The sequence below is a fragment of the Bradyrhizobium symbiodeficiens genome (genome assembly GCF_002266465.3).
Taxonomy (GTDB): Bacteria; Pseudomonadota; Alphaproteobacteria; order Rhizobiales; family Xanthobacteraceae; genus Bradyrhizobium; species Bradyrhizobium symbiodeficiens.
This window is the reverse complement of the sequence record NZ_CP029427.2, coordinates 1,391,127-1,406,241: the sequence shown is the minus strand read 5'-3', so window position 1 is coordinate 1,406,241 and position 15,115 is coordinate 1,391,127. Positions and strand designations below refer to the sequence as shown.

The 15,115-nt window shown below is 65.3% G+C and carries 14 protein-coding genes; 5 read left to right on the top strand and 9 right to left on the bottom strand.

The features are described 5' to 3' along the window. Positions 1-18 precede the first annotated feature (18 nt). Positions 19-1,224, top strand: a complete 1,206-nt coding sequence (locus tag CIT39_RS06615; RefSeq protein ID WP_094972868.1) for a CaiB/BaiF CoA transferase family protein — start codon at positions 19-21, stop codon at positions 1,222-1,224. A gap of 9 nt (positions 1,225-1,233) precedes the next feature. On the opposite strand, the gene CIT39_RS06610 is transcribed toward CIT39_RS06615, so the two are convergent. Beyond that, on the bottom strand, positions 1,234-1,824 hold the full coding sequence (locus tag CIT39_RS06610) for a TetR/AcrR family transcriptional regulator (RefSeq protein WP_244607528.1): 591 nt from the start codon (positions 1,822-1,824) through the stop codon (positions 1,234-1,236). Positions 1,825-1,921: 97 nt separating this feature from the next. On the opposite strand from CIT39_RS06610, the gene CIT39_RS06605 reads away from it, so the two are divergent. Beyond that, a complete protein-coding gene (locus tag CIT39_RS06605) occupies positions 1,922-2,569 on the top strand; it encodes a glutathione S-transferase family protein (RefSeq protein ID WP_094972870.1) in 648 nt (215 codons plus the stop codon). 10 nt (positions 2,570-2,579) lie between these two features. Here the strand turns inward: CIT39_RS06605 and CIT39_RS06600 are convergent, their stop codons facing one another. The 6 genes from CIT39_RS06600 to CIT39_RS06575 all read right to left on the bottom strand — a co-directional run bounded on the left by CIT39_RS06600 (position 2,580) and on the right by CIT39_RS06575 (position 7,738). Continuing rightward, positions 2,580-2,744 carry a hypothetical protein gene (locus tag CIT39_RS06600; protein ID WP_162848623.1) on the bottom strand — a complete coding sequence of 55 codons (165 nt, stop codon included), beginning with the start codon at positions 2,742-2,744 and terminating at the stop codon, positions 2,580-2,582. 35 nt (positions 2,745-2,779) lie between these two features. Beyond that, on the bottom strand, positions 2,780-4,291 hold the full coding sequence (locus CIT39_RS06595; RefSeq protein WP_094972871.1) for a hypothetical protein: 1,512 nt from the start codon (positions 4,289-4,291) through the stop codon (positions 2,780-2,782). 92 nt (positions 4,292-4,383) lie between these two features. Beyond that, positions 4,384-5,367: a hypothetical protein gene (locus CIT39_RS06590; protein ID WP_162308868.1), complete on the bottom strand. Its 984-nt coding sequence runs from the start codon at positions 5,365-5,367 to the stop codon at positions 4,384-4,386. A 236-nt stretch (positions 5,368-5,603) separates the two neighbouring features. After that, complete coding sequence (locus tag CIT39_RS06585) at positions 5,604-6,101, bottom strand: TPM domain-containing protein (protein ID WP_094972873.1); 498 nt, start codon at positions 6,099-6,101, stop codon at positions 5,604-5,606. Between the two features lie 5 nt (positions 6,102-6,106). Then, positions 6,107-6,997 carry a TPM domain-containing protein gene (locus CIT39_RS06580; RefSeq protein WP_162308379.1) on the bottom strand — a complete coding sequence of 297 codons (891 nt, stop codon included), beginning with the start codon at positions 6,995-6,997 and terminating at the stop codon, positions 6,107-6,109. Positions 6,998-7,129: 132 nt separating this feature from the next. Then, positions 7,130-7,738, bottom strand: coding sequence for a LemA family protein (locus tag CIT39_RS06575; protein ID WP_094972875.1), 609 nt, complete (start codon positions 7,736-7,738; stop codon positions 7,130-7,132). Between the two features lie 180 nt (positions 7,739-7,918). On the opposite strand from CIT39_RS06575, the gene CIT39_RS06570 reads away from it, so the two are divergent. From CIT39_RS06570 to CIT39_RS06560, 3 genes are read left to right on the top strand one after another with little or no spacing between them, the layout of a single operon-like run. Then, positions 7,919-8,773, top strand: coding sequence for an enoyl-CoA hydratase (locus CIT39_RS06570; RefSeq protein WP_094972876.1), 855 nt, complete (start codon positions 7,919-7,921; stop codon positions 8,771-8,773). 4 nt (positions 8,774-8,777) lie between these two features. Then, a complete protein-coding gene (locus tag CIT39_RS06565; RefSeq protein ID WP_094972877.1) occupies positions 8,778-9,917 on the top strand; it encodes an acyl-CoA dehydrogenase family protein in 1,140 nt (379 codons plus the stop codon). Between the two features lie 15 nt (positions 9,918-9,932). Then, positions 9,933-11,129 carry an acyl-CoA dehydrogenase family protein gene (locus CIT39_RS06560; RefSeq protein ID WP_094972878.1) on the top strand — a complete coding sequence of 399 codons (1,197 nt, stop codon included), beginning with the start codon at positions 9,933-9,935 and terminating at the stop codon, positions 11,127-11,129. A gap of 224 nt (positions 11,130-11,353) precedes the next feature. On the opposite strand, the gene CIT39_RS06555 is transcribed toward CIT39_RS06560, so the two are convergent. Together CIT39_RS06555 and CIT39_RS06550 are read right to left on the bottom strand one after the other, a co-directional pair. Next, positions 11,354-13,678, bottom strand: coding sequence for a xanthine dehydrogenase family protein molybdopterin-binding subunit (locus tag CIT39_RS06555; protein WP_094972879.1), 2,325 nt, complete (start codon positions 13,676-13,678; stop codon positions 11,354-11,356). A gap of 212 nt (positions 13,679-13,890) precedes the next feature. Next, positions 13,891-14,994 (bottom strand): S1C family serine protease, encoded by a 1,104-nt coding sequence (locus CIT39_RS06550; protein ID WP_094972880.1) that lies wholly within the window; start codon positions 14,992-14,994, stop codon positions 13,891-13,893. Between the last annotated feature and the right edge of the window lie 121 nt (positions 14,995-15,115).

Genomic DNA, 15,115 nt, shown 5'->3' with positions numbered 1-15,115 from the left:
CGAGGGAGCGACGCCGCGATGGAAAAGGGCATCTTTTCGGGCCTGAAGGTTCTGGACTGCGCGAGCTTCATCGCAGCGCCCGCGGCCGCGACCGTGCTGTCGGATTTCGGCGCCGATGTCATCAAGATCGAGCCGCCCGGCGCCGGCGATCCCTATCGCAACCTGCCGAACCTGCCGGGCTATCCCACCGGCGAGCATAATTTCGCCTGGCTGCTGGAAGCGCGCAACAAGAAGAGCATCGCACTCGACCTCGCCAAGCCCGAAGCGCAGGCCGTACTCTACAGATTGGTCGAAGAAGCGGACGTCTTCATCACCAACATGCCGCCGCCGGTGCGCGCCAAGCTCGGCATCACCCATGATCACCTCGCCCATCTCAACGACCGGCTGATCTACGCCTCCTTCACCGGCTATGGCGAGAAGGGCGAGGAAGCCAACAAGCCCGGCTTCGACAGCAATGCCTATTGGGCGCGCTCCGGCCTGATGGACCTCGTCCGCGCCGACACCGACACCACGCCGGCCCGCTCCGTCGCCGGCATGGGCGACCATCCCTGCGCCATGGCGTTCTACGGCGCCATCGTCACCGCGCTGTATCAGCGCGAGAAGACCGGCAAGGGCTCGCATGTCGCCTCCAATCTGATGGCCAACGGCGTCTGGGCCGCGAGCGTGCTGGCGCAGGCAAAGCTCTGCGGCGCCAAATTCGGCGAGCGGCGTCCGCGCGAGCGCGCGCTCAACGCGGTCGCCAACCACTATCAATGCAAGGATGGCCGCTGGCTGATCCTGTCGCTGCTGAGCGAGGAGAAGCAGTTTCCGGCGCTTGCGAAGTGCCTGGGGCGCGAGGACCTCATCAGCGATCCGCGCTTCGCCACCAAGGCCGACCGTCAAGCCCGTTCGGTCGAACTGGTCCAGATTTTTGACGAGACCTTCGCCACCAGGGATCTCGCCGAATGGCGCAAGATCCTCGACGGCAATGGCCTCGTGTTTGGCGTCGTCGCCATTCTCGACGACATCCCGAACGACAAGCAGATGCTGGACAACGAGGTGCTGGTGCCGTTCGAGAACGACACCATGCTCACCATCTCCAGCCCGATCTGGATCGACGGCACCAAGAAAGTCCAGCCGCGCAAGCCGCCCGGCGTCGGCGAGCACAGTGACGAGATTTTGCGCGAGGCGGGATACGACGAGGCGGCGATCAAGCAGCTCAAGTCGTCGGGCGCGGTGGGATAGGCGCCGCAGTTACTTCCGCGCAATCAAGCCGCCTACCAACTCCAACAGCTCCGCCTTCGCCTCACGGCGAAAGCCGGCTCTGGGCGTGGCGAGTTGGCGAAACAGCAAGCCGATCAGCGCCGAGACGAACAGCTCGGCGTGGCGGCGTGGGTTTGGTGATTTCGCGGCCTTCAGCGCAAGCTCGGCACTTTGCCGCCATGTGTCAAACCACTCGGCGACCACCGGCCGATAGCGCTGTTGCCTCGCGGCGGCCAGGAAGGCCTCATAGCAGGCGATATGCGTCTCGGCCTCGGTGCTGAGCTCAATGACATAGAAATCGACCAACGCGTCGATCCAGGCCTCGACCTCGAATGCTTTGTCCTGAAGGCTGAGGGCCAACGCACGCAGCCGGCCAACCTCGCGCGTCAGCGCGAACTGCAGCGCCGCCTCCACCAGCGCATCGCGGGTTCCGAAGTGATGCGTGACCGCACCAAGCGAAGCCCCGGCTTCGGCCGCGACCGCCCGGTGGGTCACCCCATCGAGGCCATTTCGCCCGATGATGCGTAAGGTTGCCTCCATCAGGGGCCGATCGGCCGACTCTGTTTTTAGGTTTCTGCTCATCCAACCTGGGTCCAGCTCTTGACCGATAACAGAACAAATGTTCTGTTATACGGATCATATGTAATGCCATCCCGGCTTCAACGGCAAGGAGCCAACAATGCCCCTCTACCGCCTCCACTATTTCCCCGAGTCAGGCAACAGCTACAAGCTGGCGCTGATGCTGACGCTGTGTGGCGAGAGGTTCGAGCCGGTGTGGACCGATTTCGGCGGCGGCGTCACGCGCACGGCGGAATGGCGCAAGGCCGTCAACGAGATGGGCGAGATTCCCGTCCTTGAAGTCGACGGCGTGAAGATGACGCAGACCGCGCCGCTGCTCTTGAAGCTCGCCGAGCAATATGGCCGTTTCGGCGCCGATACGGAGGACGAGAAGTTCGAGCTGCTGCGCTGGCTGTTCTGGGACAACCACAAGCTCACCGGCTACATGGCGACCTACCGCTTCATGCGCGCCTTCACCGAGAAGAACGACCCGCAGGTGCTGAAGCATTTTCGCCGCCGGCTCGAGGACTTCCTCGGCATTCTCGACGGCCATCTCGAGCACAACGCCTTCGCGATCGGTGCGAGGCCGACGGTCGCAGACATCTCGATGATGGCCTATCTGCACTATCCCAGCGACGAGCACGGCTTCGATTTCGCGGCGAGCCATCCCGCCATCCACGCCTGGCTCGGCCGCATGGCCGCCCTGCCCGGGTGGAAGCCGGCCTACGAGCTGCTGCCGGGCAAGCGGATGACGAATTACGCGAAGTGAGGCGCGCCGGCTACCGCAGCCCCAGCCAGCCGAGCGTGAACAGGATTCCGCCGACGATGACAACCGCCACGATGGCCGAGATGCTGACGCGGGCGCTGCCGGCGACCTGCTTGGCTTCCTCATTGCGCGCGATCTTAAGATTGCGCGCCTTGTTGGCGTTGCTGCTATCCGTCATGGGTCATCCAAATCGCTTGCAAATCGCTCGTTGGCCTAACGCGTCTTGATGAAGCACATGCCGATCTGGCGCGAGGCCGCTGCGGCCTGACAGGTCAAGCCTGTAGCACAGCTCCATGACGTAAAACTCCCATCTCGCGTTCCAGGTCCCGCGTCCTGCAAAGAACAATGCGCGCCCCAGCCGTCCTGATATTCGGTGCCGGCGAGCTCCCGGCTGCCGCGGGTCTGTGGCCGGTTGGCAAATCCGCGTGAGAAATCAGGGCGTTTGCCCGCGGCGAACGCAGTCAGGATGTCGCGGCGGCGCACCTGGTCGCCGACGAAATGCGGCGAGGCCGGCACGATGGTGGAATTCGACGGCTTGTCCGCCAGCCAATCGACGCCCGGAAAGTGAAAGCCGCCGATGCCGCGGGTCTGGTGGCAGCCTGAGCAGGTGACGTCGTTGAGACGGCGCTGAAAGCCGGCGACCGATCGGATGTTCTGCATGTTGCCGCGCGCGGTCGCCTGCTTCAACGCACCGACCACGTCGCTGTCGGTGAAGACCGGCTCGCCTTTGCCCTCCCCCTGCATCATGCCGAATTCAGGCTGCAGCGCCGAAGCATCGAGGCCGGCCGGCGTCGGCACCACCGCACTTTTGGCCAGGAATTTCTCGGGGATCAGCACGGTGCCGCGATCGAACTCGCGAAGATGCTCGGGTGCGAGCAGCCAATCCTTGAAGTCGCGCCGAAGCGCGTCGTCCGCCATGATCCGGTCGCGGTCGATCTGGTTCTCCAGCGTCGATTCTGCGAACGTCTTGGTGGCGGCGTCGTATTTGAACACCTTGAGCAGATAGTCGGAGCGGAAATCATGCAGCGCCGACTTCGCCGCGACCGAGAGCTGGATGTTGGTCTCGATGCGATCGAGCATGGCGTCGTCTCGACTGCCGATCAGCCCCTGCCAATTGTCGTTGTCGAGCCAGCGTCGCGCGAGCTCGGCGCAACTGATCGGCTTGCCATTCGCATCCGTCCGGCGTGCATCGCGCGCCTTCATCACCAGATTGAGCGTCATCGGCAGCCGAGCCGCGGTCGTGCCGTCGAACCGCGCGAGACGGTAGATCAGGCGGATCTCGCCGCAGGCCTCCTCCGACGCATAGGCGCGGTCCATGCGGTTGACGATGCCGGCCAGCACGAAGCGCGTGTCGCGCGATCTCAGATTGGCCCGGTCGAACAGCTGCACGTCAAAGCCTTCGCCGACGCCGATGGTCTCGCTCGGATACGCCGCCTTCTGCGTGACGATGTAGCGGTCGAACTCCGCCTCGATCGCCGGCGGAATGTCCTTGAGCTGGGGCAGTGACGAGAACAGCCGGTCGGTCGTCAGCGGACCGTCGGCCTTGCGCTCCGGCGACAACAGGCGCGGGAGCGTGAGAGCGTCGCTCTCGTCGAGCCTGCGCAGGAGATCGGGATCGATGACGGCCGTGCCGCGCGTCAGCGGCGCGGTCTCCGCGGCCGATAGCGCGGCGGTGCCGCAACACAGGACGGTGGCAGCAAGGAGAATTCGCAACGCGCGGCTCATGCCTGAGGTAACACCGCGGCGGTCGGCCTATTCAAGCAAAAAGGCGCTTCACATGGTGGTGAAGCGCCTTTCGAAAGTCGTATCCCAGCCGCTCAGCGCGAGACGATCAGCCCCTTGCTGGTGACGACCACCCAGCGGCCATCCTGGCGGCGGATCGCATCGACGCGGCCGAGGCCGGGGATGGGGTCGCCGGGATAGACCTCGTAGAGCCCGTCACGGCCTTCGATCAGCGCACCGCCATTGCCGGCGTTGCGCAGCCGCCAGCCTTCGACCGTCGGCAGGCGGCCGACATCGGTCCTGGGCGCGGCCGGCACTGCAGCTGGTGCAGCAGCGGCGGTCGCAACCTGGGCCGGCGCGATCGAGCCGGTGGTCTCCTTCGCGGGCGACGCGGCAGCCTGCGCGGGGGCGGCGGGCGGCGCGGCGCGGAGCTTGTCGACGGTCTCGGACAGTTTTGCGATCTTGGCCATCGGCTCGGCCTGCGCCTTCTCGAGCTTGTCGAGACGGTCGTTGGCCCGGTTGAACTGGTTGATGCCGGTTTTCGAGCTGTGCTCGACATTGGCCTTGAGCGCGACGAGGTCGGCATCGATTCGGGCAACCGAAGCATCGAGCGCGCTGGTGTCGGCGACCTGGATCGGCGCCTGGGCAGGGGCCGCGAAGTGCATCATGCCGGCAGTTGCGAGCGCGCCGCTGATCGCGCCGACGCACGCCGCGATCGCCACCACCGCGACCATGGCCGACAGGCGGCGCTTGCTGCCGGTCTCGCGCGCCTCGTCCGCCTTCACATGCGGAGCAAAATCCTCGCGGTCCCGAGAACCGTTCCACGACCGCTCCGAGGGCGCCATGACGATGAGCTTGCCGGGCTTCGGCTCGGGCTTGGTTTCGGCTTTGGCTTCGATCTTTGGAGCCTCAATCCGGGATGCTTCGATTTTCGGCGGCTCGACCTTGATCGGATCAGCCTTGGGCGGCGCTTCGTGGTCGGGCGCAATCGAGGGAGCCTCGATCCCGGCAGCCTCGATGGCCTGCGTGGTCGCAGCAGCTTCGACGACGCCGGTGTCCTGGGCAGCCTGCTCGGGCATTGGTTCGCTCACGGCTCAAATACTCCAGTCTGGGTTGACCTTTTGGTAACTTTCATTGCTTGCGAAATCCTTACCTGTGGACCCGCTTACCGAAATTTTAGGAAGTCATCAGGGGCTGAATTGAGCCGGGAAGATGGAACCGGTGTGGCGGGCATGAAACAATTTGTAACCGTTCAAGATGAACGGCCGCGGAATAGCGAGGCGAGAAAGCTGCGCCAGCCGCACATCACACTCGCTCACATCACGACTGGCGCATCCGGCAGCTCGTTGCTCTGCGGGCCCTGCGGCGGGAAGTGCCGTGACAATTCGCGCGACACCGCTTCGATGCCGCCGATCACGCCGCGCTCGAACTGGCCAGCGGCGAACTCGGCCTCCATCGCGCGGCAGATGCGTTCCCAGCCCTCGGCACCGACCTTGGCGTGAATGCCGCGGTCGGCGACGATCTCGACGTCGCGGTCGGCGAGCAGGAGATAGATCAGGACGCCGTTATTGTGCGCGGTGTCCCAGATGCGCAGATGCGAGAACACGTCGAGCGCGCGCGCGCGGGCCGGCTGGTTGCGGAACAGCGGCGCGCCGTCGAGTGCGCCTTCGACGACGAAGCGAACCTGGCCGGAATGGGCGGTCTCGCCCTGCCTGATCGCCTGCTCGATGCGGGCGAGCACGGCCGGCGGAAAGATCTGCTGTGCCCGCCAATGATGCTGCACGAGATGTCTGGCAATGCGCTTGATGCTCATGACCGCTACCAGCTCCCCGAGGCGCCGCCGCCGCCAAAACTGCCGCCACCGCCGCTGAAGCCGCCGCTGCTCGACGATCCGCTGCTCCAGCCGCCCGACGACGAGCCGCTCGACCACGAGCCGCCGCGCGAGCGGCCGGTGCCGGGCGTGATCGCCGAAAACAGATCAGCGATGAATCCGATGACGAAGCCGAGACCACCCAGCGTAAGGGCAAGTCCGGCGGACCCGAGAATGAACCAGGTCAGCGCCGCAATAACGCCTCCGGTCACGAGTGATCCGAGCAACCTTCCGAGCGCCGCGCGGAAGGCGCCGCCCACGCCCACCGAGACGAACAGCGTGACGATGAACAGCGGTGCGAGATCGTCGAGACTGCCGAAGTTCACGCTGGGTGACGGAACCGGCAAGGGTTCGCCGTCGATCACCCGCATCATGCGCTCGACGCCGTCAGCGATGCCGCCGCTGAAATCGCCGCTCCTGAATTTCGGCGTGATGATTTCGTCGATGATCCGCCGTGAGGTGACGTCGGTGAGCGCGCCTTCGAGGCCGTAACCGACCTCGATACGCAGATGCCGGTCGTTCTTGGCGACGACGAGGATGGCGCCATCGTCGATCTTCTTGCGGCCGATCTTCCAGGCCTCCGCGACCCGGATCGAGAATTGCTCGATCGTCTCCGGCTGCGTGGTCGGCACGATCAGGACGGCGATCTGGCTCCCCTTGCGCGTCTCGAAGTCGCGCAGCTTTTGTGACAGCGAGGCGACGTCGCTGCTGGAGAGCGTGCCGGTCTGATCGACCACGCGGCCGGCGAGTTCGGGGATGGCGACGTCGGCGAAGGCGGGGAATACGAGGGCGAGGACGAGTGCTGCAACGAAAACCACGCGCCACACATTCAGCGTCATCGCCCGGCTTGACCGGGCGATCCAGTATTCCAAAGACGCCAGCGAGATACGGAGAGGCCGCGGCGTACTGGATTCCCCGCCTTCGCGGGGAATGACAGCGGAGTGTGTGTTAGGCATCGGGACTGAACGCGCTTACTTCGACGGCACTGGCGCCGGGTTGAAGTCGACCTTCGGCGCGGTCGAAATCTCCTTCTCGTTCGCCACCGAGAAGTTCGGCTTCTCCTTGTAGCCGAACACCATCGCGGTCAGATTACTCGGGAACGAGCGGATGGTGATGTTGTAATCCTGTACCGCCTTGATGTAGCGGTTGCGCGCCACCGTGATGCGATTTTCGGTACCCTCGAGCTGCGACATCAAATCCTTGAACAGGGCGTCCGACTTGAGCTGCGGGTAGTTCTCGGTGACGACGAGCAGCCGCGACAGTGCGCTGGAGAGCTCGCCCTGAGCGGCCTGGAACTTCTGGAAGGCGGCCGGATCGTTCAGCACCTCGGGCGTCGCCTGGATGCTGCCGACCTTGGCGCGGGCATTGGTGACGCCGAGCAGCACGTCCTTCTCCTGCTGGGCAAAGCCCTTCACGGAGTTGACGAGGTTGGGCACGAGATCGGCGCGGCGCTGATACTGGTTCACGACCTCGGACCAATTGGCCTTGATCTGCTCGTCCTCGCTCTGGATCGCGTTGTAGCCGCAATTGGTGAGGCTCAGCGAGGCCAGCGCCGCCAGCACGGTCAGGATCTTGCGCATTAAATTTCTCCCGGTGGAATCTGGCGCAAACTACCAGATTGAGCGCGCATGGTGCCAGACATCTTGTGCCGGCGGCGCGAAAAGCAGCCGACTGACGCAAGCCCCTTGCCTATCCCTGGCCGACATAGTCAACTTGGCGGAACAATAAGATCAAACTGGAAACGCTGAGGGGGAAGCGCGATGACCTCGTTCGAAACCATCCTCGTGGAGAGGCCCGAGCCTGACATCACCCGGATCGTGATGAACCGGCCGGAGGCGCGCAACGCGCAAAACCTGCAGATGACCTACGACCTCAACGCCGCCTTCGACGCGGCGGTTCAGGACGACGAGGTCAAGGTGATCATCCTCGCCGGCAACGGGCCGCACTTCTCCTCCGGCCACGATTTGCGTCCCGGCAGCAAGAACGCAGCCGGCGTCGATTTTCCACCGATCGGGAATTGGGGCGGCTTTGCCGAACCGAATGCCCATGGCCGCTTCGCGCGCGAGCAGGAAATTTATCTCCAGATCACCCGGCGCTGGCGCAACCTGGCAAAACCGACCATTGCCGAGGTGCACGGCAAGTGCATCGCCGGAGGGCTGATGCTGGCCTGGGCCTGCGACCTCATCATTGCCAGCGACGACGCGCAGTTCTGCGACCCAGTCGTGACTATGGGCGTCTGCGGCGTCGAATGGTTCGTGCATCCCTGGGAACTCGGTGCGCGCAAGGCCAAGGAGTTCCTGTTCACCGCCGACAACTGGAGCGCCGAGGAGGCGCATCGGCTCGGCATGGTCAACCAGGTCGTGCCGCGCGCGGAGCTGACTGCGAGCACCCTGGCGCTGGCGCGCAGGATCGCTGCAAAGCCATCCTTCGCGCTGAAGATGACCAAGGAAGCGGTGAACCGCTCGGTCGACGTGATGGGCCAGCCCGCCGCGATCGACCAGGCCTTTGCGCTGCATCAGCTCTGCCACGCGCATAATCTTCAGGAGTTCGGCATGATCGTCGATCCCTCCGGCCTGCATCCCTCCGTGCGCAAGCCGTCGGCAGCCGCGGAGTAGCGATATGGATCTCAATCTCAGTGACGAGCAAAGGCTGCTGCGTGAGAGCGCGGAGCGGTTCGTGGCCGGAAGCTACGACGCCGATCACCGCCGCAAGATGGCGAACGATCCGCTCGGCTTCAGCCCGGCGGTGTGGAAACAATTCGCCGAGCTCGGCTGGCTGGCGCTGCCAATTCCCGAAGAGTTCGACGGGCTCGGCGGCGGCGCGGTCGAGATCGGCATCCTGATGGAGGCGTTCGGCCGAGGGCTGGTGTCGGAGCCCTATGTCGCGACCGTGGTGCTGGGTGCCGCACTGATCGCCAGATGCGGCACCAATGAGCAGAAGCAGGCGAGCCTGCCGAAGATCGCCGATGGATCACTGAAGCTCGCGTTTGCGCATTCGGAGCGCGCGGCAAGGTTCGATCTTGCCAAGGTCGCGACATCGGCGACCAGGACGGCGCAAGGCTGGCGCCTCGCCGGCAGCAAGGTCGCCGTGCTCGATGGCCACGCCGCCGACGAGATCATCGTCTCCGCGCTCATGCACGACCATCATGGCCCTTCGGGACGGATCGGCCTGTTCGTGGTCCCGGCAACAGCGCCGGGCCTCGCGATCTCAGACTACGCGCGCCTGGGCGGCGGACGCGCCTGCAACATTGAACTCTCGGACGTGCATCTACCCGAGGACGCGCTGCTCGGCGACGGTCACGACGCACTGCCTGCGATCGAATGGGCCATCGACCGCGCCATGGCCGCACTTGGCGCGGAGGCCGTCGGCATCATGCAGACGCTGCTCGACACCACGCTCGACTACACCAAGATCAGAAGACAGTTCGGCCGGCCGCTCTCGGCCAACCAGGTGATCCGCCACCGCCTCGCCGACATGGCGATGCAGGTGGACGAGGCGCGCTCGATGGCGCTGCGGGCTGCGTTGAAGGTGGATGCCGCACCGACCGAGCGGGCCCGGGCGGCATCGGGCGCGAAAGCCAAGATCGGCAAGTGCGCGCGCTTCGTCGGCGAGCAGTCGATCCAGCTTCACGGCGGCATGGGCGTCACCGAGGAGCTCGAGGTCGGCGCCTATGTCAAGCGCCTCGTCGCCTTCGACACACTGTTCGGCGGCAGCGCGCATCATTATGCCCGTCACGCCGAACTCGGCCGCAGGGCCTGACACCGGGAGAGCCTCATGGACCTCAGTTTCAACGCCGAAGAGCGCGCCTTCCAGGACGAGGTGCGCAGCTTCATCGCAAAGAATCTCACGGATGAGATGAAGCGCGCGACCGCGCTAACCCCGTCGGTGTTCTCCGACCCTGATATCGGCATGGCCTGGCAGCGCGTGCTGCATGCCAATGGCTGGGGCGCACCGGGCTGGCCGGTGGAGCATGGTGGGCCGGCCTGGACGCCGGCGCAACGCTGGATTTTCGAGACGGAGTCCGCACGCGCCGGCATGCCCAATGTCAACGTGATGGGCGTGAAGATGGTCGGGCCCGTCATCATCGGCTTCGGCAACCCCGCGCAGAAGAATTTTTACCTGCCGCGAATCCTCTCCGGCGAGGATTACTGGTGCCAGGGTTATTCCGAGCCGGGCTCGGGCTCCGATCTCTCTTCGCTGAAGACACGCGCGGTGCGCGACGGCGACGACTACGTCATCAACGGCACCAAGATCTGGACCACGCACGCCCACCACGCCAACCGCATGTTCGCGCTGGTGCGAACCAGCGATGGCCCGCGCCAGCAGGACGGCATCAGCTTCATCCTGATCGACATGAAGACGCCGGGAATCACCACGCGTCCCATCCTCACCATCGGCGGCGACCACGAGGTCAACCAGGTGTTCTTCGACGACGTCCGCGTGCCCGTCGCCAACCGCGTCGGCGAGGAAGGCAAGGGTTGGACTTACGGCAAATATCTACTCGAGTTCGAGCGCGGCTCCGGCATCGCCTCGGCCAAGCTGCGCGAGGGCTTGAAGGCGATCTCCGATCTCGCTGAATCGGATCTGACCGGTCGCGCCATCGACAGCCCCGATATCGCCTCCCGCATTGCGGAGGTCGAAGTCGACATCGACGCGCTGGAGATGACCGAGCTGCGCGTGCTCTCGGCGCTGCAGACCGGGCAGAATCCCGGCGCGGTGTCCTCGATCCTGAAGCTGCGCAACAGCGAGATCCGCCAGGCCGTGACGAAGCTCGGCGTCGACGTGATCGGCCACGACGCCCTCGCCGTCGAGCCGATGCGCCCGCTTTACAAGCTCAACCACGAGCCGGCCATCCCTGAGGAGATGCTGACAATGGTGCCGGAATATCTCAACGGCCGGGCGTATACGATCTTCGGCGGCACCTCGGAGATCCAGCGCGATATCATCGCGAAGATGATGCTGGGGATTTGAGGCTGCTGCCTAGCCCGCATTGGCGCGGCACCCTCCGCTGTCGTCCCGGACAAGCGAAGCGCAGATCCGGGACCCATAACCACAGGCGGACGTGGCTCCGGGGACTCGGAGTTGCCAGCTTCGCACCACAACCACTCTCTGTGGCTATGGGTCCCGGGCTCGCGCTTCGCGCGCCCCGGGACGACAGTTAAGTGTGGCGCAGCAGATCGCGCAGCAACGAGGCGCTAGCCCGCCGCCTTCGCGTCCTTGATCGCCTTCCAGATCTTCTGCGGCGTCAGCGGCGTGTTCAGCTGGGTGATGCCGAGCTCGGCGAGCGCGTCCATCACGCCGTTGGTGACGCAGGGCGGGCCGCCGATGGCGCCGGATTCACCGCAGCCTTTGGCGCCGAGCGGATTGGTGCGGCAGGGCGCGGAATCGTCGAGCGTGACCACGATCGGCGGCACGTCGTCGGCGCGCGGGATGCAATAATCCTGGTAGCTCGCGGTGAGGAGCTGGCCGTCGGCGTCATACGAAACGCCCTCATACAGCGCCTGGCCGATGCCTTGCGCGACGCCGCCATGAATCTGCCCGGTGACCAGCATCGGGTTCACGGCGACACCGACGTCGTCGACGGTGGTGTAACGCACCACCTTGGAGACGCCGGTCTCCGGGTCGATCTCGACCTCGCAGATATGCGTGCCGTTCGGCCAGCTCGGACCATCGACCTCGCCCTCGGAATCGACGCTGAGCTTGGCGCCGCCTTCCTTCTCGGCGATGTCGAACAGGCTGATGCGGCGGTCGGTGCCGACCACGGTGAGCATGCCGCCCTGATACTCGATGTCGTCGATCGAGGTTTCCAGCGCGTTCGCCGCCTTCTCGCGCGCCTTCTGGATCAGATCGTTGGAGGAGACCGCCACGGCCGTGCCGCCGACGAACAGCGAGCGCGAGCCGACGCTGCCAAATCCCTGCGCGAGATCGGTGTCGCCCTGCACCACGTCGATCTTGTCCATGGCGATGCCGAGCGTGTCGGAGATCATCTGGGTGTAGGTGGTCTGCAGCCCCTGCCCCATCGCCATGGTGCCGGAATGCAGCACGACGCGCCCCTGCGAGGTCGCATGCAGGCTGACCTTCTCGGTGTGGGCGCGGCCGCCGGTCCATTCGATGTAGGAGGTGAGGCCGCGGCCATAGAGCAGGCCCTTCTTCTTCGCCGCCTTCTTGCGCGCGGCAAAGCCGTCCCAGTCGGCGAGCTTCACGGCACGATCGAGCATGTGCGCGAACGCGCCGGAATCGTAGACCTGCCCGGCCGCGTTGGTGTAGGGCAGCTGCGCCGGCTTGATGTAATTGGCTTTGCGGATCGCGCGCGGATCCATGCCGATCTTTCGCGCGGCGGCGTCGAACAGGCGCTCGACGATGAACACCGCCTCGGGGCGACCGGCGCCGCGATAGGCGCCGACCGGCGCGGTGTGGGTCATCACCGACTTCACCTCGAAATGGACCAGCGGCAGATCGTAGACACCGGTCTGCACGAACGGCCCGAGCACGAGCGGGATGATGTTCGCGGCTCCCGAGGAATAGGCGCCGGTGCAGCCGATCGACTTGACGCGATAGGCCAGCACCTTGCCCTTCTCATCCAGCGCGAACGAGGCGGTCGAAGTGAGATCGCGGCCATGGGTGCCGCCGACGAATTCGTCGGTGCGGTCGCCGCGCCAGCGGATCTTCTTGTTCAGCTTGGTCGCGGCGTAGGCGACGATGCCGTCCTCGGGATAGAGATTGGTCTTCTGGCCGAAGCCGCCGCCGATATCGCCGACCAGCACGCGGACGCTGTCCTTGGGACGCTTGAGCACGGCCTCGGCCAGCACGTCGCGGGTGGAGGCCGGCGTCTGCGACTGCACGTGCAGCAGCAGGCGTCCGGTCTTCTTGTCGATCTCGGCAATGGTCGAGCGCGGCTCCATCGCGGAGGGCACGAGGCGCTGGCTGACGATGTCGAGTTCGACGGTGTGCGCGGCGTTGGCAAATGCCTCGTCGACCTTGGCGGCATCGCCGTAAGCCATCGCACCGACGATGTTGTCGGGCGCCTCCGGCCACACCACGGGAGCACCCGGCTTGACGGCCTCGACCGGATCGACCACCGCCGGCTGAACGTCGTACTCGACCGCGATCGCTTCGGCCGCGCTCTGCGCCTCAGCGCGCGAGGCCGCCACCACCGCGGCCACGGCTTCGCCGGCGTAGCGCACGACCTCATGGGCGAGCAGCCGGCGCGGCGGCACCGTCATCGGCTTGCCGTCGGGGCGCTTGAAGATGCTCAAGGTCGGAATGGTGCCGACGTCGTCCTTGACGAGGTCGGCGCCGGTGTAGATCGCGGCAACACCCGGCATCGATGCCGCGGCGCTGCTGTCGATCGAGACGATCTTGGCATGGGCATGCGGCGAGCGCAGCACGTGCAACCACAGCGCGCCATCGGCCGGCTTGTCGTCGATGAATTGCCCCTTCCCGGTCAGCAGTCGCTGGTCTTCCAAACGCTTGACGGGCTGGCCCGCCCCGAAACGCAAATTGCCGGGAAGAATGTTCATTCCGTTATGTCCTCGAAATCCGCAAAACGACCGCGGCGGTTTTAACCGATTTTGCGGGCCAGACAACCGAGCCCCGGCACATCTGCAATGCGCGTCCGAGCCCCTTGCTGACGCGGATCGGGGGGCTAATCAGGATAAATCGCCATCGAGCTCTAGCGTGTTGTTTAGGCATGATCTTTTCGGAAAACCGCTGCACTTTCCCCGATCATGCTTTAGGACCTGTCGATATCGATGATGCCCACATTCACGTCACGGCTGTCCGAGCCGCGCTTGACCGTGAGCCGAACGGTCTTCCCGGCCCCAGCCTGCTCCAGCGCGTCGGTTAAATCGGAGAGGCGCCGCACCGGCTTGCCTTCGGCCGCGGTGATGATGTCCCCGACCGCGCCAGTCGTCGCGTTGACACCGCGAATCCCCGCCCGCTCGGCAGGGCTGCCAGGGGCCGTCCGCACCACGATCACTCCTTCGACCCCCAGCCGCGTGGAAACATCCTCGCCGGCCGCTACGATGCCGATTCCGGGCGTCGGCACGCGGCCGTTGCGGATGAGCTCGGGAACGATCCGGTTCACGACATCGACCGGCACCGCGAAGCCGATGCCGGCGTTCGAGCCGGACGGCGATATGATCGCGGTCGTGACGCCGATCAGACGGCCGGCGGAATCCAGCAAGGGCCCGCCTGAATTGCCCGGGTTGATCGCGGCATCGGTCTGGATGAAGTTGGCAATCTCCCGGCCGCCATGGGTCGGAAGCCTGCGCTTGAGCGCGCTGATGATGCCGCTGGTCATCGATTGATCCAGCCCGAAGGGATTGCCGATCGCGAAGGCGGATTGCCCGACCTTGAGATCGCTCGAACTGCCGAGGGCGATCGGCGCTGGAAGCTCGCGCACGCTGCGGATCCGCAGCACCGCGAGATCGTAATTAGGAGCCGTGCCGACGAGGTCCACCTGTGCGACTTCTCCCGACGCAAAGCGCACCGCGATCTCGCTGCCATTGGCGACGACGTGATTGTTCGTCACGAGATGGCCCTCACGGTCCCAGACGAAGCCCGTGCCGGAGGCGCCGCCGCCCTGGCCTTCCTCGCCCATGAGAGGACTGGCTGCCGACCTGACCGCAACCTGGACGACCGAAGGCGATACGCGCTCGAAGATGTCGATGGTGGCCTTTTCGCCATCCGACAGGGGCCCGCGCTGCTCGACGGCGCGTGCGGAGGGCGCCGCCCATGGGTTATACGAGATCGGGACATGCAGGATCTTCGCGGCAGTGACGGCGAGCAGCAGGCCGGCGAAGGCTGTCGCGGCAATCGCGTAGGGACGATTCATGGGTGATCACCGTGTCTTGTGCTGAATGCGGGCTCTGAGATGCACATGCATGAGGTGACAGGACCTCGCTCACGCAGCAACGCGCAAACGAGCGGAAGTTTCCTGATCAGGCAGATAGGGA

Bases quoted from the DNA above. Each gene is read 5' to 3' on its own strand.
- CIT39_RS06595 (WP_094972871.1), bottom strand. From the start codon at position 4,291: ATGAGCCGCGCGTTGCGAATTCTCCTTGCTGCCACCGTCCTGTGTTGC.
- CIT39_RS06580 (WP_162308379.1), bottom strand. From the start codon at position 6,997: ATGACGCTGAATGTGTGGCGCGTGGTTTTCGTTGCAGCACTCGTCCTC.
- CIT39_RS06585 (WP_094972873.1), bottom strand. From the start codon at position 6,101: ATGAGCATCAAGCGCATTGCCAGACATCTCGTGCAGCATCATTGGCGG.
- CIT39_RS06600 (WP_162848623.1), bottom strand. From the start codon at position 2,744: ATGACGGATAGCAGCAACGCCAACAAGGCGCGCAATCTTAAGATCGCG.
- CIT39_RS06560 (WP_094972878.1), top strand. From the start codon at position 9,933: ATGGACCTCAGTTTCAACGCCGAAGAGCGCGCCTTCCAGGACGAGGTG.
- CIT39_RS06610 (WP_244607528.1), bottom strand. From the start codon at position 1,824: ATGAGCAGAAACCTAAAAACAGAGTCGGCCGATCGGCCCCTGATGGAG.
- CIT39_RS06575 (WP_094972875.1), bottom strand. From the start codon at position 7,738: ATGCGCAAGATCCTGACCGTGCTGGCGGCGCTGGCCTCGCTGAGCCTC.
- CIT39_RS06615 (WP_094972868.1), top strand. From the start codon at position 19: ATGGAAAAGGGCATCTTTTCGGGCCTGAAGGTTCTGGACTGCGCGAGC.
- CIT39_RS06565 (WP_094972877.1), top strand. From the start codon at position 8,778: ATGGATCTCAATCTCAGTGACGAGCAAAGGCTGCTGCGTGAGAGCGCG.
- CIT39_RS06570 (WP_094972876.1), top strand. From the start codon at position 7,919: ATGACCTCGTTCGAAACCATCCTCGTGGAGAGGCCCGAGCCTGACATC.
- CIT39_RS06555 (WP_094972879.1), bottom strand. From the start codon at position 13,678: ATGAACATTCTTCCCGGCAATTTGCGTTTCGGGGCGGGCCAGCCCGTC.
- CIT39_RS06590 (WP_162308868.1), bottom strand. From the start codon at position 5,367: ATGCCCGAGCAGGCTGCCCAGGACACCGGCGTCGTCGAAGCTGCTGCG.
- CIT39_RS06605 (WP_094972870.1), top strand. From the start codon at position 1,922: ATGCCCCTCTACCGCCTCCACTATTTCCCCGAGTCAGGCAACAGCTAC.
- CIT39_RS06550 (WP_094972880.1), bottom strand. From the start codon at position 14,994: ATGAATCGTCCCTACGCGATTGCCGCGACAGCCTTCGCCGGCCTGCTG.